The 26241-nt window shown below is 37.6% G+C and carries 18 protein-coding genes and 1 pseudogene; 4 read left to right on the forward strand and 15 right to left on the reverse strand.

Annotated elements, in window-relative coordinates; genetic code table 11:
• Positions 1–80: 80 nt before the first annotated feature.
• Positions 81–2136 (forward strand): annotated as a pseudogene (locus ACFCT9_RS07550) (RNA degradosome polyphosphate kinase); the annotation flags it as partial.
• A 202-nt stretch (positions 2137–2338) separates the two neighbouring features.
• Here ACFCT9_RS07550 and ACFCT9_RS07555 read toward each other — a convergent pair.
• The 7 genes from ACFCT9_RS07555 to ACFCT9_RS07585 all read right to left on the reverse strand — a co-directional run bounded on the left by ACFCT9_RS07555 (position 2339) and on the right by ACFCT9_RS07585 (position 11801).
• Positions 2339–3616 (reverse strand): acetylornithine deacetylase, encoded by a 1278-nt coding sequence (locus tag ACFCT9_RS07555; protein ID WP_412518271.1) that lies wholly within the window; start codon positions 3614–3616, stop codon positions 2339–2341.
• 51 nt (positions 3617–3667) lie between these two features.
• A complete protein-coding gene (locus tag ACFCT9_RS07560; RefSeq protein WP_412518272.1) occupies positions 3668–4447 on the reverse strand; it encodes a hypothetical protein in 780 nt (259 codons plus the stop codon).
• A 70-nt stretch (positions 4448–4517) separates the two neighbouring features.
• Positions 4518–5879 (reverse strand): gluconate:H+ symporter, encoded by a 1362-nt coding sequence (locus tag ACFCT9_RS07565; RefSeq protein ID WP_412518274.1) that lies wholly within the window; start codon positions 5877–5879, stop codon positions 4518–4520.
• A gap of 137 nt (positions 5880–6016) precedes the next feature.
• Positions 6017–7552 (reverse strand): gluconokinase, encoded by a 1536-nt coding sequence (gene gntK / locus ACFCT9_RS07570; RefSeq protein WP_412518276.1) that lies wholly within the window; start codon positions 7550–7552, stop codon positions 6017–6019.
• A gap of 12 nt (positions 7553–7564) precedes the next feature.
• A complete protein-coding gene (locus tag ACFCT9_RS07575; protein WP_412518278.1) occupies positions 7565–8251 on the reverse strand; it encodes a GntR family transcriptional regulator in 687 nt (228 codons plus the stop codon).
• A gap of 160 nt (positions 8252–8411) precedes the next feature.
• Entirely contained in the window at positions 8412–10508 is a 2097-nt protein-coding gene (locus ACFCT9_RS07580; RefSeq protein ID WP_412518279.1) for an AAA family ATPase, read from the reverse strand.
• Positions 10509–11090: 582 nt separating this feature from the next.
• On the reverse strand, positions 11091–11801 hold the full coding sequence (locus tag ACFCT9_RS07585) for a GTP pyrophosphokinase family protein (RefSeq protein ID WP_412518280.1): 711 nt from the start codon (positions 11799–11801) through the stop codon (positions 11091–11093).
• 260 nt (positions 11802–12061) lie between these two features.
• Here ACFCT9_RS07585 and ACFCT9_RS07590 point away from each other — a divergent pair, with 260 nt between their 5' ends.
• Positions 12062–13261, forward strand: a complete 1200-nt coding sequence (locus ACFCT9_RS07590; protein ID WP_412518282.1) for a GTP-binding protein — start codon at positions 12062–12064, stop codon at positions 13259–13261.
• A gap of 195 nt (positions 13262–13456) precedes the next feature.
• Here the strand turns inward: ACFCT9_RS07590 and ACFCT9_RS07595 are convergent, their stop codons facing one another.
• The 5 genes from ACFCT9_RS07595 to ACFCT9_RS07615 form a co-directional block, all read right to left on the reverse strand.
• Complete coding sequence (locus ACFCT9_RS07595) at positions 13457–13861, reverse strand: DUF2188 domain-containing protein (RefSeq protein WP_412518284.1); 405 nt, start codon at positions 13859–13861, stop codon at positions 13457–13459.
• Between the two features lie 41 nt (positions 13862–13902).
• Positions 13903–15828 (reverse strand): FUSC family protein, encoded by a 1926-nt coding sequence (locus tag ACFCT9_RS07600; RefSeq protein ID WP_412518285.1) that lies wholly within the window; start codon positions 15826–15828, stop codon positions 13903–13905.
• Positions 15829–15962: 134 nt separating this feature from the next.
• On the reverse strand, positions 15963–16670 hold the full coding sequence (budA, locus tag ACFCT9_RS07605) for an acetolactate decarboxylase (protein ID WP_412518287.1): 708 nt from the start codon (positions 16668–16670) through the stop codon (positions 15963–15965).
• 94 nt (positions 16671–16764) lie between these two features.
• Entirely contained in the window at positions 16765–17067 is a 303-nt protein-coding gene (locus ACFCT9_RS07610; protein WP_412518289.1) for a putative quinol monooxygenase, read from the reverse strand.
• Between the two features lie 169 nt (positions 17068–17236).
• The gene (locus ACFCT9_RS07615; RefSeq protein WP_412518290.1) at positions 17237–18511 is read right to left on the reverse strand and encodes an MFS transporter; all 1275 of its coding nucleotides are present in this window, start codon (positions 18509–18511) and stop codon (positions 17237–17239) included.
• A 350-nt stretch (positions 18512–18861) separates the two neighbouring features.
• Here ACFCT9_RS07615 and ACFCT9_RS07620 point away from each other — a divergent pair, with 350 nt between their 5' ends.
• Positions 18862–19476 (forward strand): DedA family protein, encoded by a 615-nt coding sequence (locus tag ACFCT9_RS07620; RefSeq protein WP_412518291.1) that lies wholly within the window; start codon positions 18862–18864, stop codon positions 19474–19476.
• Positions 19477–19554: 78 nt separating this feature from the next.
• On the opposite strand, the gene ACFCT9_RS07625 is transcribed toward ACFCT9_RS07620, so the two are convergent.
• Positions 19555–20217: an ABC-2 transporter permease gene (locus ACFCT9_RS07625; protein ID WP_412518292.1), complete on the reverse strand. Its 663-nt coding sequence runs from the start codon at positions 20215–20217 to the stop codon at positions 19555–19557.
• Positions 20214–21071, reverse strand: coding sequence for an ABC transporter ATP-binding protein (locus ACFCT9_RS07630; RefSeq protein WP_412518294.1), 858 nt, complete (start codon positions 21069–21071; stop codon positions 20214–20216). Before ACFCT9_RS07630 ends, ACFCT9_RS07625 begins: the two co-directional genes overlap by 4 nt.
• A 196-nt stretch (positions 21072–21267) precedes the next feature.
• Between ACFCT9_RS07630 and ACFCT9_RS07635 the strand changes: the two genes are divergently transcribed.
• Positions 21268–23220: a fructose-1,6-bisphosphatase gene (locus ACFCT9_RS07635; RefSeq protein WP_412518295.1), complete on the forward strand. Its 1953-nt coding sequence runs from the start codon at positions 21268–21270 to the stop codon at positions 23218–23220.
• Between the two features lie 70 nt (positions 23221–23290).
• Here ACFCT9_RS07635 and ACFCT9_RS07640 read toward each other — a convergent pair whose 3' ends face one another.
• On the reverse strand, positions 23291–26239 hold the full coding sequence (locus ACFCT9_RS07640; protein WP_412518296.1) for a glycoside hydrolase family 2 TIM barrel-domain containing protein: 2949 nt from the start codon (positions 26237–26239) through the stop codon (positions 23291–23293).
• Positions 26240–26241 lie beyond the last annotated feature (2 nt).

Genomic DNA, 26241 nt, shown 5'->3' on the forward strand with positions numbered 1-26241 from the left:
CTATGAATGACATCAATGGCATTATGTCAATTCAATTTTTATTCAAATAAAGTCTATTTACTTACCATGGGGTGGTCATTATGGAAAATCAAGTCGTTGAAAAAGATATCAACAAACCAGAATTTTACAATAACCGAGAGTTAAGCTGGCTCGACTTCAACTATCGTGTACTGCAAGAAGCGAGCGATAAAACAAATCCTTTATTAGAACAATTGAACTTTATTGCGATTTTCGCATCTAACCTTGATGAGTTCTTTATGGTCCGTGTTGCTGGCCTTCAAGACCAAGTTAAAATGAATTTCAATAAACCAGAAAACAAATCTCAAATGACACCTAAACAACAACTAGCTGCCATTAAAGAAAAGAACGCGCCGCTTGTGAATGCACAGTATGAGCGTTATAACGAATTAACAAATCACTTACGTGAATATAACGTGATTACGACAAAACCACACGAATTAAGCGCAGCGCTGCAAGAAGAATTAGAACAAGAGTTTAAAAACAATATTTTGCCGACATTAACACCACTTGGTATTGATGCGTACCATCCATTTCCTAAGCTTGTTAATAAAAGCTTGAATATCTTTGTAGAATTAGATACGGATGAAACAACGAACTCTGCGATTGTTCAAATTCCATCATTAATCGATCGTTTCGTGATTTTAAAAGAGGAAGACAAACAATATATCTTAATGGTCGAAGATGTTATCGATTATTTCATCGAATATCTCTTCCAAGGTTATGATATTCGTAAAACTTTCACCTTCCGTATTACACGAAATGCTGACTTAACGATTCACGAAGATGGTGCAGAAGATTTATTAATCGAAATCGAACGTTTCTTAAAAATGCGTAAAAGCGGTTCAGCTGTACGTTTAGAAGTAGATTCACGCAACACGAATGAATTAGATATCGAAGGTCTGAAAGAACAATTAGAAATTAAAGATGAAGATGTTTACTTTGTAGATGGTCCTTTAGATTTAACAATGGTATTCGGTTTAGTCGGTTATTTAACACCACAATTACCGAACTTGCGTTATGACCGTTACACACCGCAAATCCCTGAATCACTTGGCTATAACGATGTCTATGATTTAGCGTTAAAACGCGATATCTTCTTCCATCACCCATATGAATCATTCGAACCGATTGTTGATTTCATCCGTGAAGCCGCTGAAGATCCTAATACGATTGCGATTAAACAAACATTATATCGTGTCAGCAAAGATTCACCGATTATCAAAAGTTTGAAATATGCGGCAGAACAAGGTAAACAAGTCACTGTACTTGTTGAATTGAAAGCCCGCTTCGATGAAGAAAATAACGTGCACTGGGCACGTATGTTAGAAGATGCCGGATGTCATGTCATTTACGGTATGACACATCTGAAAACCCACAGTAAAATCACATTAGTTGTGAAACGTTTAAAAGGCCGTCTCGTACCATTCGTCCATTTAGGTACAGGCAACTATAACGATAAAACAGCTGAAATCTATACAGATATGGGTATTATCACAACACATAAAGGCATTGCGGAAGATGCGATCAACTTCTTCAATTACTTAAGTGGTTATTCTATCAAACCGCAATACAATGAATTAATTGTTGCGCCATTTGATATCCGTGATGTATTCGTTGAACGTATTGAAACTGAAATCAAAAATCATCAAGAACATGGCAATGGCCATATCATTATGAAAATGAACTCATTAACAGATAAAACTATCATCAAAAAGTTATTTGAAGCGTCACAAGCAGGCGTTAAAATCCAATTGATTATCCGTGGTATTTGTTGTTTAAAACCTGGCATTCCAGGTGTCAGTGAAAACATCCAAGTCGTAAGTATTGTAGGTCGTTTCTTAGAACACTCTCGTATTTACTACTTCCACAACAATGGCGATGAAAAAATCTATTTATCATCTGCAGATGCGATGACACGTAACATGATTAAACGTGTAGAAATTTTATTCCCAGTTCACGATGCAAAAATCAGAGAACGTCTCTTAAACTTTGTCAACTTACAATTAGCTGATAACCAAAAAGGACGTTACCAAGACAAAAATGGTGTATACCATTACGTGAACAATAATCAATTACCTTTAAACTCACAACTTTACTTGATGCATCAAGCGATTGAATTAGCTAAAGCAATCAAACACAAAACACCTTATAATGAGGCGCGTCCCAAGGGTGCGACGCAACCGAGACGCAATTGGATTTCGCGTTTAAAAAACACATTTAAATCATAATACATCTCATATCAGTAAGCACGGTTGAGATAAGTAAAGACCCGCAGTTGCGGGTCTTTTTGTGTTTGTTGCTGGTGGTCTATTACGTATTATTTACTGTTTTCATTTTCCTTTTTCTGCGCATTCATAGTAGATGCGGCTTTAGGATTTTGGTACCACACTTTTAAAAATTCCAATAACACCGCACTATACTCTGTTAAATCTTGTTTATGAATTTTTTCATCTACACTATGTGCTTCCGTTAATAATCCAGGACCATATAATATCGTTGGAATGCCATAATCATCTAACCAACCGCCATCAGTCACTGTCGTTGACATCCCTGTCTCAAGGGGTGTGTGGTGAACCCTTTCATGTGCATCTGCTAAGAGTTTAAAGCCTTGATGCTCAGTCGGCAGTGTAAAGCTTGGGAAGATTTCACCTTGGTCTTCAATCATAGAAGTACCGCCCCATTCAAATTGCAGTGGATTATCTCGCAACCATACATCCGCTTCGGCCACACGATTTAAATACCCTTCAATTTCTTGTATCACTTCATGATAATCTTCATCTGGCAAGAAGTGTACAGTGATCCACAAGCGACAAGTATCTGCGATGAATGCTGGATTACGCCCTCCTTCAATCACTGCCGGATTAATTGTATTTGCGCCTGCAGGCATATCTGGATAATGTTTCATGACTGCCCAATGTTGTTCTAATTCTTTAAGTGCTGTGATAATTTTAGCCATCTTTTCAATCGCGCTCGCTCCATGCAGACCGCCACCTGCATGCACCATTTGACTGCGCGCACCATCATGAATCGTTGTTTTACTTTGAATAGTAATCCAGCCGGTAATCACGCCGCCTTGGCCTAATGCTTGTGCATCACTGGTATCTAATACTAACGCTAAGTCAGCTTTAGGGCTTAATTCACATGCGGTTTTTGTACCCGCTTCACCCACTTCCTCGCCTACGACAGATTGTACAATGATGTCACCTTTTGGTTTTAATCCTTGTGCGTCAAGTTGTTCTATGACATAAAAGAGCGATGCCATGCCGCCTTTCATATCACTGACGCCTCGACCATACACATCATCATCCACTTCAGTCAGTTCAAACGGTGGATATTGCCAGTGCTTAGGATCTTCTACATTAGCGACATCTACATGACCATTTAGAATAAGTTTCGGAGCATCGCTCTTTTCACCCGCTAATACACCCACAACGATACTGTCATTTTCGTATAAAGGTTCACGTTTAACTTCAAAGCCTAAGCCTTCTAAATAGTTTTGTATTTCTATTTGAAGCGGGTCTGTATTACGTGCCGGCGGACTTTCTGTAGGATGTTCAACTAACCATTTCAACAATTCAAATAATCGATGTTCCATGTTAATCTTCCTTTCTAAATTTCATCATTCTATGACGCTATTACGTTGGTTTCACTTCTCGTTACCCTGATTTAAACACTTTAAATAACTCCCAAATCCTCGCATGACCCATTCATGTATCACCGCTTGTGTCTTTTGATACATCAACCATGGTAAACGCGGTGTAAAGTGTACTAAACACGTATAAAGTGTTTGTTGTGTTTGTATGAAATAAAATGAAGCGGCTTTACCTTTTGGTTGATACAATAAGCTATTAGATTGCAATGTGAGCTTAACACCATGGGCTAACATGACTTGTTTCATCGCAATCAAAGGACGTTGCATATTTAAGAGATGAATATCAAAACAATCAGGTTGTCCTTTGACTTGAATAACACCTAGTGACATTTTCTTTAAGTAACGCGCATAAGCATTGAGACTTTGATAAACAGTATAGGCATTTGGTACAGACATAGTTTGAAATGAAGCGGCTTGTTTTGTCTGTATGTTCTCATCCGTTACAACATCATGATATTCAATGACTTCAAACGGTGCTGCATCTACTATGAAAGTTTTAATTAATTGTCGCAGTGTGTTGATATTACCTTGCCATAGACCATCCTTGAACATGTCAGGCAATGCATTCATCAGTACTATATCTGCTTGCTTTATGTATGTCTGCCAATGTCCAAAATCTAAATAATCGATGGTTTGATAGTGTACATTTGCGTGTATATTAGGCTGACGTGTTGGGTCATATAATACAACGACTTCATAGAGCGTTGGATCTAAAATATCTAATAAATATTGTGCGGTCAGTGAAACATCTTCTACTAGTACAATGCGTGTCATGATTGTCACCTCTTCCTCTTAACTATAACAAAAAAGCACGCATCTAATGAAAGACACGTGCAGTAAAAAACTAAACGAATAAGCTTAAGAATAAAATAAAGATGAGTCCTGAAACAGAAATAATCGTTTCTAATAATGACCATGTTAAAAACGTCTCTTTAATCGTTAAACCGAAATATTCTTTAAACATCCAGAACCCTGCATCGTTGACGTGAGATAAAATCACACTGCCTGCACCGATTGCTAGAACAACTAAAGCAACATTAACATCACTAGCTTGCAGTAATGGTAAGACAATACCTGTTGTAGAAATCGCCGCTACGGTCGCAGAACCTAACGCCAGACGTAATACCGCAGCTACAATCCACGCAAGTAATATCGGAGACATTGTTGAACCTTCAAACATTTTCGCAATCGTGTCACCAACACCGCCGTCAATCAAGACTTGTTTGAACGTACCGCCGCCACCGATAATTAAGATCATCATCCCGATAGGATAAATCGCATCTGTAACTGACTGCATAATCTCTTTATTCTTACGGCCTTGTTTAAGTCCCATTGTGACCATCGCAAATAATACCGCAATCAACATCGCTGTATCTGCCGTACCGATAAAGTTGATGATACCGATAAACGCATTTTTAGAATGATCTACATTTCCTGTAATCAATTGAACAACAGTCGCAATCAACATCAAAATAACAGGTAATGTCGCAGTTAACACACTGATCCCAAAGCCCGGCATTTCTGAATCCTTAAATTCCTTTTGTGCACCTAAAGATGAAATATCACCTTCTCTTGTATAAGCCGTCGGCGTTAATTTCTGTGCGACTTTACCGAAGAGTGGACCTGCGATAATTGTTACTGGAATCGCAATAATGAATCCATAGATTAATACTTCACCTAATGGTGCATGCAGTTCTTTCGCAATCACTACTGGACCTGGATGCGGCGGCAAGAAGCCGTGTGTGACAGATAAAGCAGTAATCATCGGCAATCCAATTTTAAGCGGTGATACTTTAGTGCGTTTCGCTAATGTGAAGACTAATGGAATCAATAAAACCAAGCCAACTTCGAAGAACAACGCAATCCCAATCACAAATGCTGCGATAACCATGGCCCATTGCACATGTTTCTCTCCGAATTTATCAATCAATGTATCCGCAATACGTGTCGCACCGCCGCCATCAGAAAGCAGCTTACCTAAGATAGCGCCTAACCCGAAGATAATGGCGATGTGTCCAAGCGTACTGCCCATACCTTTTTCAACTGTTTCCACTACTTTATCAAGCGGCATACCTAACATTAATGCCGTGACCATTGATGTAATAATCAATGAAATAAACGTGTTCAGTTTCAGCACAATAATGAGTGCTAATAAAATTAAAATACCAATAACTACCGTAATTAACGGCCATATTTCTGTAAACATTTCTTTTCCTCACTTTCATCACAAGTCCCTACTGATAGCGTTTACATCAGTAGCCATAGAAAAAGCCGAAGTGCCAAAATTGTTTTATATTTACACTTCAACTGCTTTTTCTTTGCGACTCATGGTTTTCTCTTTTTTTATAGGTGTTTTCTTTGGAAATCTGCAATCTTGCGATATTGCGGTGCCAAACTGCGGCTTAAATCAATATAAATCCCAATCAATTGTTGATAGATTTCTACAGCCTCTTGGTTCGGTTGATGGGCGTGTGTTGTGCCAACCATCTCTTCAATAATTGAGAATTCTTCAATTTCACCTAAGGCTTTAAGGCCTAATACACATGCCCCAAGTGATGAACTTTCATAACTCTCAGGTACAATTAGATTTGTATCAAAGATATCAGACATCATTTGACGCCACATTTCACTCTTCGCAAATCCGCCTGTTGCTTTAATTGCGGTTGGTGTTTCACCCATCATTTCAATCAACGCAAGGTAAACGGTATACAGGTTATATAAGATTCCTTCTAGCGCTGCACGTATCATATGTTCCTTTTGATGGGATAACGTTAAGCCGAAATACGAACCTCTCGCATCCGCATTCCATAATGGGGCACGCTCACCCGCAAGATAAGGATGGAAAATCAATCCTTTCGCACCAGGTTCGACACGACTCGCAATCTTAGTCAGTACATCATACGGATCCACCCCTAGGCGTTTCGCGGTTTCAACTTCACTCGCAAGCAATTCATCACGCAGCCAACGTAAAATAATACCGCCATTATTGACAGGTCCGCCAATGACGTATTGTCCTTCATCTAAGACATAACAGAAAATACGTTCTTTCTCATCTGTTTTCGGATGATCAATCACTGTACGAATGGCACCTGAAGTACCGATTGTCACCGCAACCTCACCTTTTTTATAGCTGTTCACACCTAAGTTAGACAGCACACCATCACTCGCTCCAATCACGATAGGTGTCTCTTTGTTTAAACCTAATAGCGTCGCATAGCGTTGTTTCATTCCTTTTAAAATGTACGTTGTCGGTACCAGTTCAGGCAACTGGTCTGATGTAATACCTAGCACATCTAATGCAGGCTGGTCCCAAGCCAATGTTTCAAGGTCCATCATACCTGTCGCTGAAGCAATAGAATGGTCCATCACATAGCGTCCATAAAGTTGGTATAAGACATAACTTTTAATATCGATGTATTTCGCAGTTTGTTGATAAATCTCAGGATGTCCTGCTTTCAGCCAATAAATTTTGGCTAACGGCGACATAGGATGAATCGGTGTCCCTGTTCGTTTATAAATTTCATGTCCCTGATGATGTTGACGAATCGCTTCAGCATACTGACTTGCGCGATTATCCGCCCAAGTGATGCTTTCTGTTAGGGGTTTATCGTCACCATCCATTGCGATTAAGCTATGCATTTGTGCACTGAATGCTATCAGTTTCACGTCATCAGGTCCTACTTTGCCTTCTCGCATGACTGCTTTAATCGTCATTAAGACCGCATCAAAGATTTCATCTGGATTTTCTTCTGAAGTATCTACATCCGGTGTCTGCATATCATAACCGATATTATTCTTCAACAAATATTGACCCCGTTCATCATAAAGCACTGCTTTGGTACTCGTTGTGCCAATATCGACCCCAATCATATATCGCATACTGTGACCTCCTTATTTCTTATCTAAAAATAATGCGCTGATATAATCTCCCACATCATCAAAATTACGATGGAACGCATCTCGTAATAATGTCGTATCATTATGTTCAACAGCTTGTACATAAATTTCATGGTTGGCATGAATGCGTTCAAAATCGTCTGGTTGTTTCACCATTCTTTCACGCATAGATAGTAAGATTAAACAAAGCAAAATCGGCTTAATATTATTCCAACTGCTTAATAAGTAGCGATGTTTCGTCGCATGAATCAAGACTTCGTGAAATAAAATATCATGTTCTGTAAAGGATTCTGCATCTTCAAACTGTACTGCCACTTTCATCATTTCTAAATGCTTACGCATTTCTTTCGCCAAAGCTTCACGTTCTGTATCTTGAATACGCGCAAACGCAAAGGATTCCATCATAATACGCAAATCATAAACTTCACGACGTTCTGCCTCACCAAACGTTAAAACATCTGCCCCCATGCGTTCTAAGCGAATCAATTGATCTTGTTTCAACAATTTAAAGGCATCACGTACAGGCGAACGGCTGACATTGAATTGTTTGGCGACTTGGTTTTCAGTTAAAGCATCTTCAGAAGTCAGCTCACCACTGATAATTTTCAAACGTAATTCTGCCGCAACTGTCTCCCCTGTTGTCATTGCCGCTAACCATTGTTTTGGATATTGATGTTCCATGATGCACCTCTTTTCATTCGATATACTTGTATACAAGTATATTAATACAAAATGATTGATTTTGCAATCGCTTACAAGAGCGGATAAAAAAACACCCTTATCCATATTTCTATAGATAAGGGTGCAAATGTTCAATGTGCATTCATTATGCATGTGTCTCTTATAGAGAATCTACTTTTTCACCATTGATTAAGATATCGTCGCCATCGATTGTCACTTCGATATCTTTAACATCTGTGTGTTCTAGGTAGTAGTCTGTGATACGGTCACGAATTTCTCTTTCAACGACACGGCGTAATGGACGTGCACCAAGTTCAGCATCATAGCCTTGGTCAATCAACCAATCTTTTGCGTCTTGGCTGACTTCAAGTGAGATACCTTTTTTATCAAGTGTAGCAGCTACGTCATCTAATAATAAGTTGATGATATCTTGTAGCGCTGCTTTGTCTAAGTGAACGAATTCTACGATGCCGTTGAAGCGGTTAAGGAATTCTGGACGGAAGAATTTTTTAAGATCATCCATCAATGCTTCACGATCTCCTTCATCACCATCACCAAAACCTGCGTTTGAAGTACAGATAATGATTGTGTTTTTGAAGTTCACGACATTACCTTGACCGTCAGTTAAGTTACCGTCATCCATCACTTGTAGTAATAAAGTTAAGATTTGCGGATTTGCTTTTTCGATTTCATTGAAAAGAATCACTGAGTAAGGATTACGTCTTACTTTTTCAGTTAACGTATTAGAGTTGTCATCGTAACCTACATAACCTGCAGATGTACCGATTAATTTAGATACAGCTGTACGGTCCATGTATTCACTCATGTCTAATTTAATTAATGCTTCTTTATTGCCGAATAAGTCAATTGATAATTGTTTTGCTAATTCAGTTTTACCTACACCAGTAGGACCTACGAATAAGAAGCTGCCGATTGGTCTGTTGCCTTCATCGAAACCTGCACGGCTACGACGGATAGCACGAGCAACCATATCCACGGCTTTATCTTGGCCGATGATTTTGCTTTTGAGTCGTTTAGAAATGTTTTTCAAACGTGCAATATCATTGTCGTCCATTTGTGATACTGGAATACCAGTCATACGTTCTACAGTGTCTGCCACATCTTGAACAGTTGCTGTTGAACCTTCACCATGACCTGATTCAAGTCTGTCTTGTAATGCTTTGATTTCTTTTTGGTATTTGTCTGCATCAGAATAAGCTTCTTCGCTGACTGCTTTAGATTTTTTATCTTCTAATACTTTAATTTCTTTTTCAACTTCCACTTTGTCTACGACTGGATTTTGAGCTGCCAAATGTGCTGCAGTGATATCTAAGATATCTAATGCTTTATCTGGTAATAAACGTCGTGGAACATATTGGATAGATAAGTCTACACATGCTTTCAATACATCGTCTGGTAAGATAACGTTGTGGTGTTCTTCGAATTTTTCACGTACACCTTCTAAGATTTTGATTGTATCTTGTGCTGATGGTTCTTTAACGACAACTTCGTTGAAACGACGTGCTAAAGCAGGGTCTTTCAAGATGTTGTTTCTGTATTCGTCTTGAGTAGTTGCACCGATGATTGAGATTTCACCACGGCTCAATGCTGGTTTGATAATGTCAGATAAGCCTTTGCTTCCTGAATCTCCGCCAGTAGAACCTGATCCGATGATTTGGTGAATTTCGTCAAAGAACAAGATGACATTTTTTCTTTCTTTCACACTATCTAGCAATTGTTGGATGTTTTCTTCGAAAGCACCACGGTATTGCGTACCTGCTTCTAATGAAGAAATATTTACTGAAATAATTTCTTTATCTTTGATTGCAGCTGGTACGTTACCTTTCACAATCGCTTGTGCCAATCCTTCAACGATAGCTGATTTACCAACACCCGCTTCACCGACTAAAATTGGATTATTTTTATTACGACGGCTTAACACTTCTGCAGTATCTTGGACTTCTTTGTCACGTCCGATGACTGGGTCTAATAAGCCTTGTCTTGCTTCTTCAGTTAAGTTGCGACCTACTTTTTCTAAGTAGTCTTCACCTTGTTTGCCACCGCCAGTTTGACCTGGTTGTGCTTGTTGAACTTGTTGTGAAGGTTGTCCACCTTGTTGTTGTAATGCTTGTAATTGTTCTGGTGATACTTCACGACCATTAATATAATATTTTTTATTTCCATCTGCATTTTGCATATCTTGCATCATTCTTCTAAAAATTGAGTCAAATTCATTTCCGAAAAATCCGTTATTCATATATTCATAACCTCCGTTAATTGGTAAAACGCTGTTATTTTAATATGCTCTGTCTAGCTTAAAATAACTGTTTTACACTTCCATTTATGTTATTTCGTGTGGCAAGGACACAATACGCATTCGTTGTGCATTCACATGATTAACAGATAAGCGTTTCGTTAACAAGATACATGTATCATTACATTTAATTTATACCCTTCTTGTTAAAAATCCAAAACACTTTCATATGCCACGTACATTTGATTGATTTTCTTCTTTATCTTCTATTGTGTTCTTGCGTTTTCATCTCTTGTGATCAAGACTACTTTTCGTATATTTATAATTTGGTTAATTAAGGTCAAATTAGCGATTTCCTTTTTTTATCGCCTCTATCAACCTTACATATGTAATTATAACGCATATTTATGCATAAATCAAGTATTAAATATGCATTTTTCAAAGTTTTTTAGTTTTTTTGGGGTTTTGTCGGTTAAATATGCAAAATAACTCATTCCCTAGCTGTCTGAAACCCTTTGTGTATATTACATATATTTTCTCAATAAAAAAGAAGTTGAATCTTTAAAGACTCAACTTCATTATCGATTATTCTTCACAGCCAACTTGTTTTAAAATATCTCCATGCATTTTCTGCAACTTATATTCGACTGTTTCAATTTCTTCTGCACATTGCTTTAATGTATCTTTATAAACTTCTGTATTCGTCGCATTCTTATAACGCAATTTATGTTCAAGACTTGCCCACATATCCATACCGATCGTGCGTATTTGAATTTCTACCGGAACGTTTTCAACCGTATCCGTTAAGAATACTGGAATTGCAACGACAAGATGCAGACTGCGGTAGCCATTCTCCTTTGGCTGCGCAATATAATCTTTACGCTTCAATAATTTAACATCGGCTTGTCTTAATAATAAAGAAGCAACGACTTCAATATCTTCCAAGTAATTACATACCACACGAATTCCTGCGATATCGGTAATATTTCGACGTGCAGACTCTGTCGTTACTGGCAATCCCCTTGTTTCCAGCTTACGCACTAAACTGCTGATTTCTTTAACACGTCGTTCCATATGATGAATTGGATTATGCTCATATAAGATTTGAAAATCATTGTCTAATATACTCAATTTCGTACTGACTTCTTCTAATGCCGATGCATATAAATGATGTAAACTCACAAAATCTACCAACTCTTCTATTTGGTAGTTTTTTTCTTGAAACCTTGTAATATTATGTTTTAAATCTTCCTTAAGCGCATTAAGGTTAAGTGTCTCTCTTCTTTCTACATACATAATAATCCCCCGTTCTTCAGACATCTTCATTATAACGGAGTTTGTACTTAAAATTAATTATTTGTCATCCGCAAACGAATATTTATAAATAAGTTTTAATAAGATACAAAACAATGCTACAGTGAAGTTGTTAACCGTACTTTGTTTTCTGAGACTTATAGTTTAAGTTCATCACCTTGCGCACCGTTCTTTTTTTCTATACAATATAAATCGTAATAATTACGATTAAATGCGTGTATATATAAATAGGAGGATTTTTTATGGCTAAAATACCAGTAACGGTACTCAGTGGTTACCTAGGTTCAGGTAAAACAACCTTGTTGAACCATATCTTACAAAATAGAGAAGGCTTACGCATCGCAGTCATTGTCAACGATATGAGTGAAGTCAACATTGATAAAGATTTAGTAGTTGAAGGCGGAGGCATTTCACGTACGGATGAGAAATTAGTAGAACTATCTAATGGTTGTATCTGCTGTACTTTACGTGAAGACTTATTAAAAGAAGTTGAAAACATTGTAAAACGTGGCGGCATTGACCAAATCGTGATTGAATCAACAGGCATCTCTGAGCCTGTTCCAGTCGCGCAAACATTCTCATACATCGATGAAGAACTTGGCATTGATTTAACAAGTATCTGCCGCTTAGACACAATGGTCACTGTGGTGGATGCTAACCGCTTCATCAACGACATCAAATCAGAAGATTTATTAGTTGACCGCGATCAAGGTACAAGCGAAGAAGACGAACGTACCATCGCTGACTTATTAATCGACCAAGTTGAATTCTGTGACGTCTTAGTCTTAAACAAAACAGACTTAGTATCAGAAGAAGAATTAAACAAACTTGAAGGTATTTTACGTAAATTACAACCTACTGCGAAATTTATCCGCACACAAAATTCAGTCGTTGAATTGAGCGATGTCGTTAATACTGGCTTATTCGACTTTGAAGCAGCTTCAAACTCTGCAGGTTGGCTGCAAGAATTAACGGCAGGCGGTCATGCGACACACACACCTGAAACAGAAGAATACGGCATTTCTTCATTTGTATATGAACGTCGTATGCCTTTCCATGCTGAACGTTTCCACAAATGGTTGGAAAATATGCCGAATACGATTGTACGTGCCAAAGGTATTGTTTGGTTAGCACAATATAATCATGTCGCATGCTTGATGTCACAAGCAGGTTCTTCAGTATCCATCCACCCTGTCACATTCTGGGTTGCAGCAATGTCTGAAGCACAACAACGCGAAATCTTGCATGAACGTGAAGATGTGCGCGAAAACTGGGATCCTGAATTTGGAGACCGCCACACACAATTTGTCATTATCGGTACGGACTTAGATCAAGAAGCTTTAACAAAATCATTAGATGAATGTTTATTAACAACTGAAGAATACGACCAAGATTGGTCTCAATTACCAGAACCTTATGGCTGGCAAATCACACAAGCATAATCTATTTAATAAAACGAAAACCTCTTAACACACAATGGTTAAGAGGTTTTCTTCTTTTATAACGTTTTTTATAACGTCTCTGTTGCTCCCTGGATTCACAATGCAACGCGCTCAGTTTCTTATTATATTGCATACTGTGAATCGATACATATTATTTACCCAAGTTAGTTTTGAAATAATCATCTCCATTTTAACTTAAGATTTAACATGCACTTTCGTACCACGGTTTTCTGCGATTTCATTTGCGCGTTTTACCGCTTCTTCTTTCTTGTCATATGTGTCTGCTGCTTGTTTCGCACCATACGTTTTGACTTTCCATTCGTTATCTTCTTGATAGACTTCTACATCTTTCTCGTTTAATTTTGGACGTACGTCTTTATCTTTTTGATGCTTGGTAATATTTTTATGCTTCAATTCATCTAATTCTTCTTTAGATGCATTTTGGTACCATTCTTCTGCTTGTTTGGTCGCAATTGGTATAAGTGTGCCTTCATCATAACCATCTTTCAACATCGCATTACCGATATCAATGGCTTTTTTACGTTCCAGCTTATCTAAGTTCTTCCAAGTATTCGGATAATCATCTAATGTCCAAGGCATATCATATCCTCCTCTTTCGTCACTTATATGTGCTATACCACTTAAACTTGCTCACCAATCTTGTCTGAATCTCTGAGACGTGCATATTGTTGGATATTCAATAATGCGATACGAATATTGGTATATTGTGGTAAAGATGGCAAACCTGTCCCTTGATAAAGGGGAACATGTTGTTCAAAGTGTGTCGCAATGCCTTCAAACGCAATCAGATACTGCCCCATCACCACATCATCGATCGTTTGGGGTTTCGGATTATTTTGTGCTCTGGATAACATAAAGCTGATTTCTTCTAATGCAAAGATAATCGGATAGTACGCACTGATTTTCGTACTGTCCGCAAATAATTCACCATGTGCATTTTGATACATACTATTCATATTACTTAATTTGATACGCAGTTTTAATTCACTGAACTTCGGTTCATGTTTGGCTAAATGATCATTTCTAGAGAATACATAATAGAAGAACGACATTTCGTAACGTACCACTTCCGCAATCGCATCCGGCAAGGTTTGGGATGCATTCTTTCGACCTAGAATTAATAAACCAATTACTGCGATAATCACACCAATGATGACATCTACTACCCTAGGCAACGCAATTAAGATTGACAGTTTACCTGATGCCAAACCATTCAGCATAATAACTTGAGTCGTAATAAATATCATCGCAATCGCATAATTCGCCCCGATAATGATTTCAGTAATTGTCGCACTAAGTGCCAACACGATAATACTGATAATCATATGTGGATGCAGCGATAAAATCGCAGTCAATAACAGCACACCGACAAACGTGCCGATAGTTCTGGCAACTGCACGTTCCATACTATGAATGGTATTTGTCCCAATAAGTATCGTATGTGCTGTTAATGGAATCCAGTATGCTTTATCAAAATCAAACATTAAAGCAATGAAAATTGCGGCACCCATAATCAAGCTATATCTTAGCGTATTCATTAATACCAGTGAGTCTAAGGTTAAATTGTATTTCAATTGCTGACCGTATAAAGGTTGTCTTAGATTTGCTTCATATTCAATTTGACCTGTCGGACTATGTAAGATTTCATCTGTACGATAAATCTGTTTCTCTAGTCGTTGGAAGATGACAGGCAGTTCTACCTTTTCTTTCCACGGAATCATTTCTTGTTCACCAAAGGTTGTGGAAACACTGTGTTCAATATAATGCATCATTTCAATGATAACATCTGGCAAGCTTTCTACCTCTTTGGTCTTCAGTTCTAATAATTCCGCAAAGATACCTTCTGCGCTATTATGCAGTAAGTATAAACGTTGCAGTTGTTCAGAATGTTTCTTTTTCGACGTAAATGAAGTAATCAATTGTTTATCTGTAGATTTAAACTGATTCACTAACTGTTCCGTAATTTGTTTGTACTGTTCGTTATCAGAAAATGTTTTAACGAGCTTTAATAAACTCTTATATTCCGCTTCAATCGCACGTTCTTGCGTATTTTTCCCTTGTGATTTTAATAAAATTGCGACAACCACTAATGCAAAGAGTCCGCCAATGAAAACAAAAACACCACGTGTCAGTGCTTGTTCAGGTGCAATCGGCATATTAATCGGCAACGCAAACGTAACAATAAAGAACGTTGCAGAAGGGCCTGGTATTTCTAAAGCACTAAACATATAGTAGGCGACGACTGTGACAAGCAATAACACGATACCAAACAACAATGGGATACTGACTGTTAACGTACCGAGCGTGATACATAACGTAAAGCCGACGGTACACCACCATAGAATACGTAATTTGGACTTATCAGATCCGCCAAAAACATAAATATTCGCTAAAGTTCCTGTCGCGATTAATAAACCAAATTGAAAGTAACCCAGCAAATATCCTAATAGTAAAGGAATCAACATTAATATACCTTGACGTATTCCTTTACTGTAATTCACATTGCGCTTATTAAATTTAAACAGCGACTTGATATAGTACGCCATATGAAGACTCCTTCCAAAATTTTAAAATATTCAACTCTACTATTTTATCAGACAGCAAGTTATTCTACATCAAAATAAAAACGTCAGAACATAATACCCATGTATTATCTCCTGACGTACGGATGTTGTATGGCTTATTCTGCCATTCTGATTTCTTCATCAATGTTTTCGTAATCAATATCTGCTTCTAAGAATGTTTCGTCTTGTGTTGGGAAATGTTGTTCGAATGTTTCCGCATCAGCCAACTCTACACTGCCGCGTTCTAATTCAAAGCCTAAAATATGGCCGCCGACGGTACGGTCTTGATCCACGAAATGTAAGTGGAAGCCTGCGGAACCCACACCATGGAATAATTCTGGTGTGAAGAAACCGACGATTGTGCCATTAACATAATCATAATGATGTTCTGGTTGACGATTCACTGATTCCATTAAACGTGTATAAGGCGGCTCTTGTTTCGGCATCATGCGTACATGGACATGATTGAAACTGCCGTGAATACGAATTGCAGAAAATAAGTTGCGACTCTTCATACGTTCTAAAATTTGATCATACAATTTATCTTGTGTTGTGACATTCAACACTTCAAATGTCTGTGTGGGGTCAAATTTCGTAATGGTCGCAAACGGCAGCATTTCTGGACCGTCTAAACGTCTGAAACCGCCGTACTCGTCTGCGTGATAAGCGTTACCGTTGATAAAAATGACTTCACCGTCGCAACCTGTCAATGTACCAATACCCATGTCTCCATTTTCAAGCATCTCATTTACAGATACTGTTCCCTGAAGCATTCCAGCCATTAACGTCGCCAAAGTTCCATGTTGGTAAATCATACTCTTCAATCTCCTTACTGATTTGACTTTACAGACATCTTTATGTCTCTGTCTATTTAAGTTCTATTATAGCACTAAAGTTATGACCTGCCTTACGAGTTGCTTAATTTTCTGTAAGTGTTTCTTGGCTGTCAAACACAACAATTTCTGGTTCATCCAGACATAGTTGAACGATTTCTTGCCAATAGACTTGGAAATGATCAGATTTCTTATGATTTTCGAATCCTTCTTCACAGTTCCATTGTTCTATAATCACAAAAGCGTTTGGTATATTCGCATTTTCATAATGCTCATAAGCGATATTAGCTTCTTCTGCTTGTGATGTAGCGACAAGCTGTCCTACTAGTTCTGTATATTTATCATAATTCATATCGTTTACTTTTGTTTTTACAATAACTGTAATCATAATTTCCCTCTCCAATTTCTTTATATTAACAATATTTTATTTCCCCATATCAGAAATTTGAACCATTACAACAATAAAAGGCCATGCTCAACTGAGTCAGACCCTTTCTCCAACCCAGTTTAACATGACCGCTTGTTATATAATTATTTGATGCTTATATGCTATTTAATTACAGTTTAGTACGGTCAACAACAAGTGGATTGTCTGGTTTTACAAAGAACCACATGAAGATTGCTACCGCAACTAAGATTAATAATGATTGTAATGTCCATGTCCAGCCGATTAAGTCAGCTAACACACCTGCGATTAATGGACTTAACATCGCACCGACGTTGCCCCATAAGTTCATCCAGCCTGAAACTGTACCTGAGAAGTTACGTCCGATGTCAGCCGCTGCTGCCCAGCTCATACCAGTAGTAACACCCATACCGCTTAAACATACAGCTAACCAAGCGATATTTACTTCTAATACTTCACTGCGGATCGCAAATAATAAACCGATACCAAAGACAATCATACCTACAATCGCAATTGAACCACGTGCTACAAAACGTGATTTGCCTGCTTGTAAAATTCTATCTGAAATTGCACCTGCAATCATGATACAAATAAACATCGCAAGCCAAGGCACCCCTGCCAATAAACCTAATGCTGTGTATTTAACATGATATTGTTCCATGACATAAGTCGGTAACCAAATTAAGAATAAACCGACGATAAATTGTACTACGAAATATTGAATCGCAATCGCATAGAAGCTGAAATGTTTAAAGAATGCACTCCATGGTGCAGATTGTTTTTCCCCTGCATCTACAACATCACGGCCTTCCATGATATAGCGTTTTTCAGCGTTATTAACCATTTTATGTTGTTCAGGCAAGTCTTTCGAAATAATAACCCATAATAAAGCAATCACAAAACCGACTGCCCCGAAGATATAAAATACAGCTTGCCAGTTAAATAAACTTACAATCCAAACTGTCACAATCGGTGCGATAACCGGACCGAAATATGAACCTGCAAGCAACGCACTAGATGCGCGGCCTTTTTCATTTTTAGTAAACCAATAGGAGTTGAATACTGCGTTCGATGGATACATCGGCGCTTCCCCTACACCGAATAAGAAACGAACAGTATATAATAAACCGTGGTTCTTAACTAAACCTGTTAAAATCGTAAATGCACTCCACCACACCAACGCAATCGTCAACATTTTTCGCGGTCCGAATTTCTCCGCAAGAATACCGGATGGGACTTGCATTAACGCATAGCCCGCTGAGAAGAATGTTGCTAATAAACCAAACTGAGCCTTCGTCATATGTAAGTCTTCCATCATTGGTGCCGCAATTAAGGAGATGTTAGATCTGTCCATATACGCAATAACTCCAATAATAAAGAACGCAAAGGCGAAGAACCAACGTACGTTACTCTTTCTTTCACTCATAGATATCCCAACTTTCTGTGTTCAAAATACATTAGGTCATCATATGACCTAAGTTGTTCTAGTAAATATTACCACTATTTGAAACCGTTAACAATAACTTTTTTACAGAAATTTGAACACTATGAATGACACAATATTATTTTTATGCATATTAAAATAGAGGGATAATCCCCTACACTGCCGGTCTTTTACCCTATTTCAAACTGTATCCTTCAATCTAAGAAGATATAAATGGATGTTATTTGATTCTATTTTTAGTACAATGTAGCTTGGACACATAAATGCGTCTGTTCTTTAAAATGAATTCAAAGCCCATTAAACTTATATATAAAAAGGAGCCATTGCTTTACATGGAACAAATACTGACTGACTTTATTACCCGCTATGGTTATTATGCGATTTTCTTCTTAATCCTTGCGGAAAACATCCTTCCCTTTGTACCTTCAGAAATCGTATTAACCTTTGCAGGTGTATTAGCCGCAAAATCACATATTTCTATTTGGATTTTACTAATCATCGCAACCGTTGCTTCATTTATAGGCCTACTGATACTTTATTATATTTGTAGCCTCGTTAATGAACAGAAACTTTATCGCTTCGTCGATAAATACGGTAAATGGATCAAACTTAAAGGCAAAGATGTCGAACGTGCCAACAATTGGTTTAAAAAATACGGAGCAATCGCTGTCTTTATCTGCCGTTTCATTCCAGTCCTACGTGTATTAATCACGATTCCTGCAGGTGTCAATAAAATGAACATCGTCACATTTGCGACACTGTCGTTAATCGCTACAACAATTTGGAACTTCGGTTTGATTTATTTAGGTAAATCATTAAGTGATAATTGGCATGCTATCTTAAATGCAATGCACACATATTCTTATATCATGTATGCGCTTATTGCGATTGCTTTAATCTACTTCGTTTATCGCTACATTGCGAAACGTCGTCAACGTCAAAACTAAACAATACGAAAACAAAGCACACTTCATTTTTTTGAAGTGTGCTTTATCTATATAATCCAATTTACTTTGTTTTGCTTTTTAGAAATTCTGATTTTTAAACTTGTTCAAACCTATGAAATAACCAAGCAGCGCAAGTATTAGCGTAAAGACAAGGAAGATAGACATACGTCCCAGTTCAAAACCAGTATGCTCCACGGCATCATTACCTGAACCATACATATAACCGCCAATGATAAGTGTTACAGTGTTATACACGAAATATATAACTACTATAATTCCTGTGATAATCATTTGAATTATATTCGATTTATCTGCACCAACCACATAGGTACACGGATAAAACAATGACACTAACAAACAAATTCCTATCCCTAACATGATAGCTGAAAGGGATTCCCTAATAGTACCGAAGCCTAATGCGTATCTGCCTGCAAAAATAAACAGAACAATCGCTAACCCTAATCCAGCAGACAGAAAATAATATGCATAATGTGCTTGTACAATTTCTTTGCGACTTACAGGTAATGTAATCGCATATTTATACCAACCCGCTGCTGCTTCATTTTTCAAATTATCAGTCGCAGCTGAAACAGAAAACATTAAAATGATTAAACTGATTAACGGTTGAAAACCTTCTAAATCCACAGCTGTGAATCCGATACCCAACAACAAACCGATACCTAGGTAAATCCACAATACTTTCTGAGTTGAATAATACTGACTATAAATTAAACCTTTCATATGTCTTCACCTCTTAAGATCATTTTGCTGACTTGATCAATGTACTCGATAGGTTCTAATTCAAAAGACAAAGTACGTTCATTTTTTAACACAATCGCTTGAACTTTACCTAAGTGATGTTTTTTTACTAAAACATTCTCGTCCTCAAGTTTTTCAAATTCTGTTTCATCACATGTTAAACGTGCATAATTGTTGAATAATGCTGCTTTGTCAATTTGCGTATCAACTTGGCCATGTCTCAGAAAAACTAACTTTGTCGCTAAGCGGTCAATATCTTCCGCAATATGAGATGTCATTAACACACCACGATTGCTATCATGTACGAACTTTTCAATTTCATCTTGAATCTCATCACGACTTGCTGCGTCCAATCCTGCTGTCGCTTCGTCTAAAATCAATAATCGGCTTTTGTGTGACAATGCGACTGCCATAGAGAGTTTCATAGACATCCCTCTTGAAAAGAATTTAACTGCCTGTTTTTCTGGCAATTCAAAACGTTGGATATAATCATTAAACAAAGTCGTGTCAAAATGATGGAAGACCTTTTGAAACATACGATTCAACTTATCAACAGTCATATTTTTAGTGAAATTCATGGAATCAAATACAACACTCATGTCATTTTTGTAGTCTGTATCTTCAGGTGAGACACGTTGACCGAAAAAATAGATTTCTCCGCTAGTTAAAGGATAATTTCCCACAATCATACGAATTAATGTTGATTTGCCTGAACCATTTTTGCCGATTAAAGCGACAATTTCGCCTGGATCAACTTGAAAGGAGACATCATTGATGGAGAAGCGGTTATTAGAAAATTGTTTCGTTAAATGATGTACTGATAATAATGGTGTCATAAGACCTCCTGATATTTTTATGTTATTTTTATTATAACATAGCTGATTTAAATATTTAGTTTATCTCTCAACACTTTACGTTTTCGACACATCCATCCATTATTTTTATATCTTTTAAAACGTGACCATTGAAAAATTGTTAAAAAAGTACAATAATCAAATGTAAGCGCTATTATTAATAAACCAGGAGGCACAAATGATTACCAACGAACGTGAACTTAAAAATAAGTATTTCGATTTACTTGCAGAGAAATTCAACCATGAAGAACAACTTGCATCAGAAATTATCAGTTTAGAATCTATTTTAGAATTACCTAAAGGGACTGAACACTTTGTCAGTGACTTACATGGCGAATATGAATCTTTCCAACATGTATTACGAAACGGTTCAGGTAACGTCCGTACGAAAGTGAATGACATCTTTAAAGATAAAATGTCGAACCAAGAAATCAGTGACTTCACTGCCTTGATTTATTATCCAGAAGATAAATTGAGAATGGTTAAAAGTAGCTTTGAAACTAAAGGACCATTAAACCGTTGGTATGAAAAACGTATTGACCAAATGATTCAAATGGTTCAATATTCCGCTTCAAAATATACACGTTCTAAACTACGTAAAGCACTACCTAAAAAGTTCGTTTATATTGTCGAAGAATTACTGTATAAAACGAATGAACTTGAAAATAAAACACCTTACTACAATACGTTGATGCAACAAATCATTGAAACACAACAAGCAGATGATTTAATTATCGGATTGTCTTATACCATTCAACGTCTTGTCGTCGACCATTTACATGTTGTCGGAGATATTTACGACCGTGGTCCTGAACCTGAAAAAATCGTCGAAACATTGATCGATTATCATTCTGTTGATATTCAATGGGGCAACCATGATGCGATTTGGATTGGTGCGTATGCAGGTTCTCGCGTATGTTTAGCTAACATCTTACGTATTTGTGCACGTTACGACAACTTAAATATCGTTGAAGATGCGTATGGCATCAACTTACGTCCATTATTGAACTTAGCTGAAAAATACTACGGTGATAACAAAGCATTCCGCCCTAAATTACGTGCAGACTCTAACCTATCTGAACAAGAACAGCTTCAAATCACTAAAATTCATCAAGCGATTGCGATGATTCAATTCAAATTAGAAATGCCGATTATCAAACGTCGCCCTTCATTCGAAATGGAAGAACGTTTGGTGTTAGAACACGTCGATTATGATAACTTAACGTATACTCTTCATGGTCAAACACATGAATTAACAGATACATGTTTCGTGACAGTGGATCCAAAAGACCCTGCTAAATTATTGCCTGAAGAACAAGAAGTTATTGATAAACTGTTAGTATCCGTACAAGAATCAGAAAAGCTGAAACGACATATGACTTTCTTAATGGACAAAGGTTCACTCTATCTGCCTTATAACGGCAACCTATTGATTCACGGCTGTATTCCAATTGATGAACACGGCAACATGGAAGGCATGGAAATTGATGGCACTTTCTATGCAGGACGTCCATTATTAGATCAATTTGAAATGTATATGCGTAAAGCATTCCGTAATAAAGACATTACAGATGATTTAGCAACAGATTTAGTGTGGTATTTATGGACAGGTAAATATTCTTCATTATTCGGTAAACGTGCGATGACGACATTCGAACGTTACTTCATTAAAGATAAAGCGACACATAAAGAGGAAAAAAATCCATATTATTCATTACGTGAAGATCCTAAAGTAGTAGGCAAACTGCTTGAGGACTTTGATTTAGATCCTGAACAAGGCCACATCATTAACGGACATACACCAGTTAAAGAAATTGATGGTGAAGATCCAATCAAAGCTGACGGAAAAATGATTGTAATTGACGGCGGTTTCTCTAAAGTTTACCAATCTACTACGGGGATTGCCGGTTACACATTACTATACAATTCTTACGGCATGCAGCTGGTAGCACATCAACACTTCAACACGAAAGAAAATGTATTACGCTATGGTGCTGATGAACTTTCCACAAAACGCCTCGTTGATAAAGAACTGCAACGTAAACGTATTAAAGATACAAATTCTGGACAATTCATTAAAGAAGAAATCCGCAACTTAAAAGAATTAATGTCTCATCGCTATACTGAATAGACCTAAAAAAGCAGAGGGCTGACGCCTTCTGCTTTTTTATGATGCGCTATTGAATTGGATAGTTGTGTAATTAACTTAATGCCTTGAACTGCAAAGTAAAGTTCAAGTGATACGCTGTGTCATTCATACGATAGTGTTCCGGTAATTCTGGACCACAACTATTCGTACCGATACCACTTTGACCTACATCAATATTCACATAAGTGTAGCCCTCTAACTGTAACTGATCCGCATGTTTTACGGTTGTTAGCTGTGCATCGGAATAAGGTTTTGCGTTAAAACTAAATGGCGTTTCAGCATTAAATACTGCTTGAGTCTTTGTATCATTTAATGTCACATGCGTCGTATTGTTGTGACTGCCGTCTTCTTGCGGTCTGATATGCGGCCAGAAATTATCTTTCACAGTTGACACAAAATAACCTAAATGACTCGCAAGTTGTTTATCATCATAGCTGCTGAAAGGTCCATGACCATAATACGTTAATGCTTGATAAGCATCAGATAACTTGAATTCTAAACCAAGTCTCGGTAAGAATGGCATACGTTCATTCTTCTCAAGTTCTAAATCCGCTTCAATCTTACCATTCGCATGCACTAACCATGTTAAAGTACCTTCCAAAATTTTCGGTACACGCTTATGCACGATACTGATATTAAATTGAATGCTGACACCGCCTTCAGATTCTACAATCGAATAATCATACACACGTGTATGGGCATGTTCATATCCCATTTCTTCCCATTGTTTACGGATATTGATATCATTATCCTTCGGTGCACGCCAAATGCGGACGGCTGTAGGTTCATGAAGCACCAATTGTCCTGCTTGTGTCACTTTTGTCAATGCTGCTGAACGCGCATCAAACACATATTGGTGATTATCTCCTGAAATTTGAATCATCTGTGCTGCGTCATCCACTGTAACCGCGTAATCTGTGTGCTGTACTGTGTTAGTGTCAAACACCAAACGTTCTCTAACGATTTGGTCATGACCTAAAAGGGTTTCATCGTTTAACGCAATATATTCAACTAAGATGTCACTGATTTGGTTTAATATTGCTTCATCAAGCAGCGTATTTAAGTCCACTGTAAGCGCAGTATGCGGTTCAAAGTCTGTTATATCTGCATATGCTTCATATCGCTCACCTGATAATGTCGTGAGTGTGAAGCGGAATTGAAGCACTTTATCTGCATCCACAAAATCAAGACGGTTATAAAATGTCAGTGAATGTTTATCAGATTGCGTTAAAATAACTGGACGATTCACTTGTTGGAACTCATAATAGCCTTCATACGGTATTCTGTCTGGTGACACAATGCCATCGACACAGAAGTTGCCATCATGTAAATCTTCACCGAAGTCCCCGCCATAACGAAAGACTGGCTGTGCTTCATTTTGACTAATGTTCACTGCGTGGTCACACCATTCCCAAACAAACGCACCAATAAAGCTTGGATAGTCTTCTAACAGTTCGTGATATTCTAACAGACCGCCTGGTGAATTCCCCATCGCATGGGCATACTCACATAAAATAAATGGCTGTGTCACTTCAGGGTTATCTAAATAGCGTGTTTTAATTTCTTCAGGTGATGGATACATACGACTGATCATATCAAGTTTAGAGAAATCCTCTCCGCCATCTGCGTAAAACGCACTTTCATAATGTACAAGACGTGTCGCATCTAACGCTTTCGCAAGATCAGCTGCTTTTTCAATGTTCACACCATATCCTGATTCATTGCCTAAAGACCACATAATAATCGAAGAGAAATTTCGTAATGGCACAATAGAAGCTTCAATACGATCCAAAATCGGTGCTTCATATTGAGGGTCATCAGCGATAATATTAAAGTCCTTGGTATTTTCATCTCCATAAAACAGTACAACCCCATGTGTTTCTAAGTCCGCTTCACTCATCACATAGAAGCCGTATTCATCTGCTAATTCATAGAAACGTGGTGCTTTCGGATAATGCGCTGTACGAATCGCATTGAAATTCGCTTGTTTCATCAACGTTAAATCTTCATGCATTTGTGCTTCAGTTAAGACATAACCCGTTTCTGGATTACTATCGTGATAGTTCGCACCACGCAATTTAACCGATTGCCCATTAATCCATAATTGTTGATCTTTAATTTCAACTTCACGCAGACCCACTTTCTCAGTAATCACTTCATCTGCTGTTGTCATGACTAGCGTATAGAGATATGGCGTCTCTGCACTCCAATACGCTGCATCTTCTATATTTAATACAAACTTTTCTTCGCTTGAACCTTGTTGTTGTGCTAATAATTCACCTGATTGGTCATATAATGCGACTGTATAACTAGGTGCACCTTTCACTTGTGTGACATCCAAATGAATTGCCCCTGTTTGAGCTGCAGGTTCAACGGTTGTTTGAATTGTATAGTCTTCGATACGATGCTTTGGACGTTCTACAATGTACACGTCTCTGAATATCCCAGAATGACGAAACATATCTTGATCTTCAAAATATGTACCATCTGAATATTTCACTACAAGAACTTGAATGGTATTGTCGCCTTCTTTAACAAATGGTGTCACATCAAAGCGCGAAGCACTGTGTGATACTTGGCTATAACCGACAAACGTGTCATTAATCCAAACATAATATGCGCTGCTGACGCCATCAAAGTTCAAGACAAATTGATGGTCATTTTGATAACGTGACGCAATTGTAAATGAACGTTCGTAATAGCCACAAGGATTCTCTTCAGGGACATATGGCGGATCAAATGGAATTGGATATTTGATATTCACGTATTGTGTTTGGTCAAAACCATGTAAATTCCACACAGATGGGACCGGTAAAGTTTGTGTCACCTTTTGATGACTCGCTTCAAATTCTGCCACGCTATTAAAGAAACCAAAGTTCCAATCCCCTGATAAAGCAGTCACAGCAGTAGAATATTGCTGGGGCTGTGGAATAAAGTATGCGGCATAAGGTAATGTATTAACATGTAATTGTTCTAAATTATAATGTAAATCTAATTTCAAGG

The sequence above is a fragment of the Staphylococcus simulans genome, assembly GCF_047037175.1.
Classification (GTDB): domain Bacteria; phylum Bacillota; class Bacilli; order Staphylococcales; family Staphylococcaceae; genus Staphylococcus; species Staphylococcus simulans_C.

Bases quoted from the DNA above. Each gene is read 5' to 3' on its own strand.
- ACFCT9_RS07555 (WP_412518271.1), bottom strand. From the start codon at position 3,616: ATGGAACATCGATTATTTGAATTGTTGAAATGGTTAGTTGAACATCCT.
- ACFCT9_RS07560 (WP_412518272.1), bottom strand. From the start codon at position 4,447: ATGACACGCATTGTACTAGTAGAAGATGTTTCACTGACCGCACAATAT.
- ACFCT9_RS07565 (WP_412518274.1), bottom strand. From the start codon at position 5,879: ATGTTTACAGAAATATGGCCGTTAATTACGGTAGTTATTGGTATTTTA.
- gntK (WP_412518276.1), bottom strand. From the start codon at position 7,552: ATGCGATATATGATTGGGGTCGATATTGGCACAACGAGTACCAAAGCA.
- ACFCT9_RS07575 (WP_412518278.1), bottom strand. From the start codon at position 8,251: ATGGAACATCAATATCCAAAACAATGGTTAGCGGCAATGACAACAGGG.
- ACFCT9_RS07580 (WP_412518279.1), bottom strand. From the start codon at position 10,508: ATGAATAACGGATTTTTCGGAAATGAATTTGACTCAATTTTTAGAAGA.
- ACFCT9_RS07585 (WP_412518280.1), bottom strand. From the start codon at position 11,801: ATGTATGTAGAAAGAAGAGAGACACTTAACCTTAATGCGCTTAAGGAA.
- ACFCT9_RS07590 (WP_412518282.1), top strand. From the start codon at position 12,062: ATGGCTAAAATACCAGTAACGGTACTCAGTGGTTACCTAGGTTCAGGT.
- ACFCT9_RS07595 (WP_412518284.1), bottom strand. From the start codon at position 13,861: ATGCCTTGGACATTAGATGATTATCCGAATACTTGGAAGAACTTAGAT.
- ACFCT9_RS07600 (WP_412518285.1), bottom strand. From the start codon at position 15,828: ATGGCGTACTATATCAAGTCGCTGTTTAAATTTAATAAGCGCAATGTG.
- ACFCT9_RS07610 (WP_412518289.1), bottom strand. From the start codon at position 17,067: ATGATTACAGTTATTGTAAAAACAAAAGTAAACGATATGAATTATGAT.
- ACFCT9_RS07615 (WP_412518290.1), bottom strand. From the start codon at position 18,511: ATGAGTGAAAGAAAGAGTAACGTACGTTGGTTCTTCGCCTTTGCGTTC.
- ACFCT9_RS07620 (WP_412518291.1), top strand. From the start codon at position 18,862: ATGGAACAAATACTGACTGACTTTATTACCCGCTATGGTTATTATGCG.
- ACFCT9_RS07625 (WP_412518292.1), bottom strand. From the start codon at position 20,217: ATGAAAGGTTTAATTTATAGTCAGTATTATTCAACTCAGAAAGTATTG.
- ACFCT9_RS07630 (WP_412518294.1), bottom strand. From the start codon at position 21,071: ATGACACCATTATTATCAGTACATCATTTAACGAAACAATTTTCTAAT.
- ACFCT9_RS07635 (WP_412518295.1), top strand. From the start codon at position 21,268: ATGATTACCAACGAACGTGAACTTAAAAATAAGTATTTCGATTTACTT.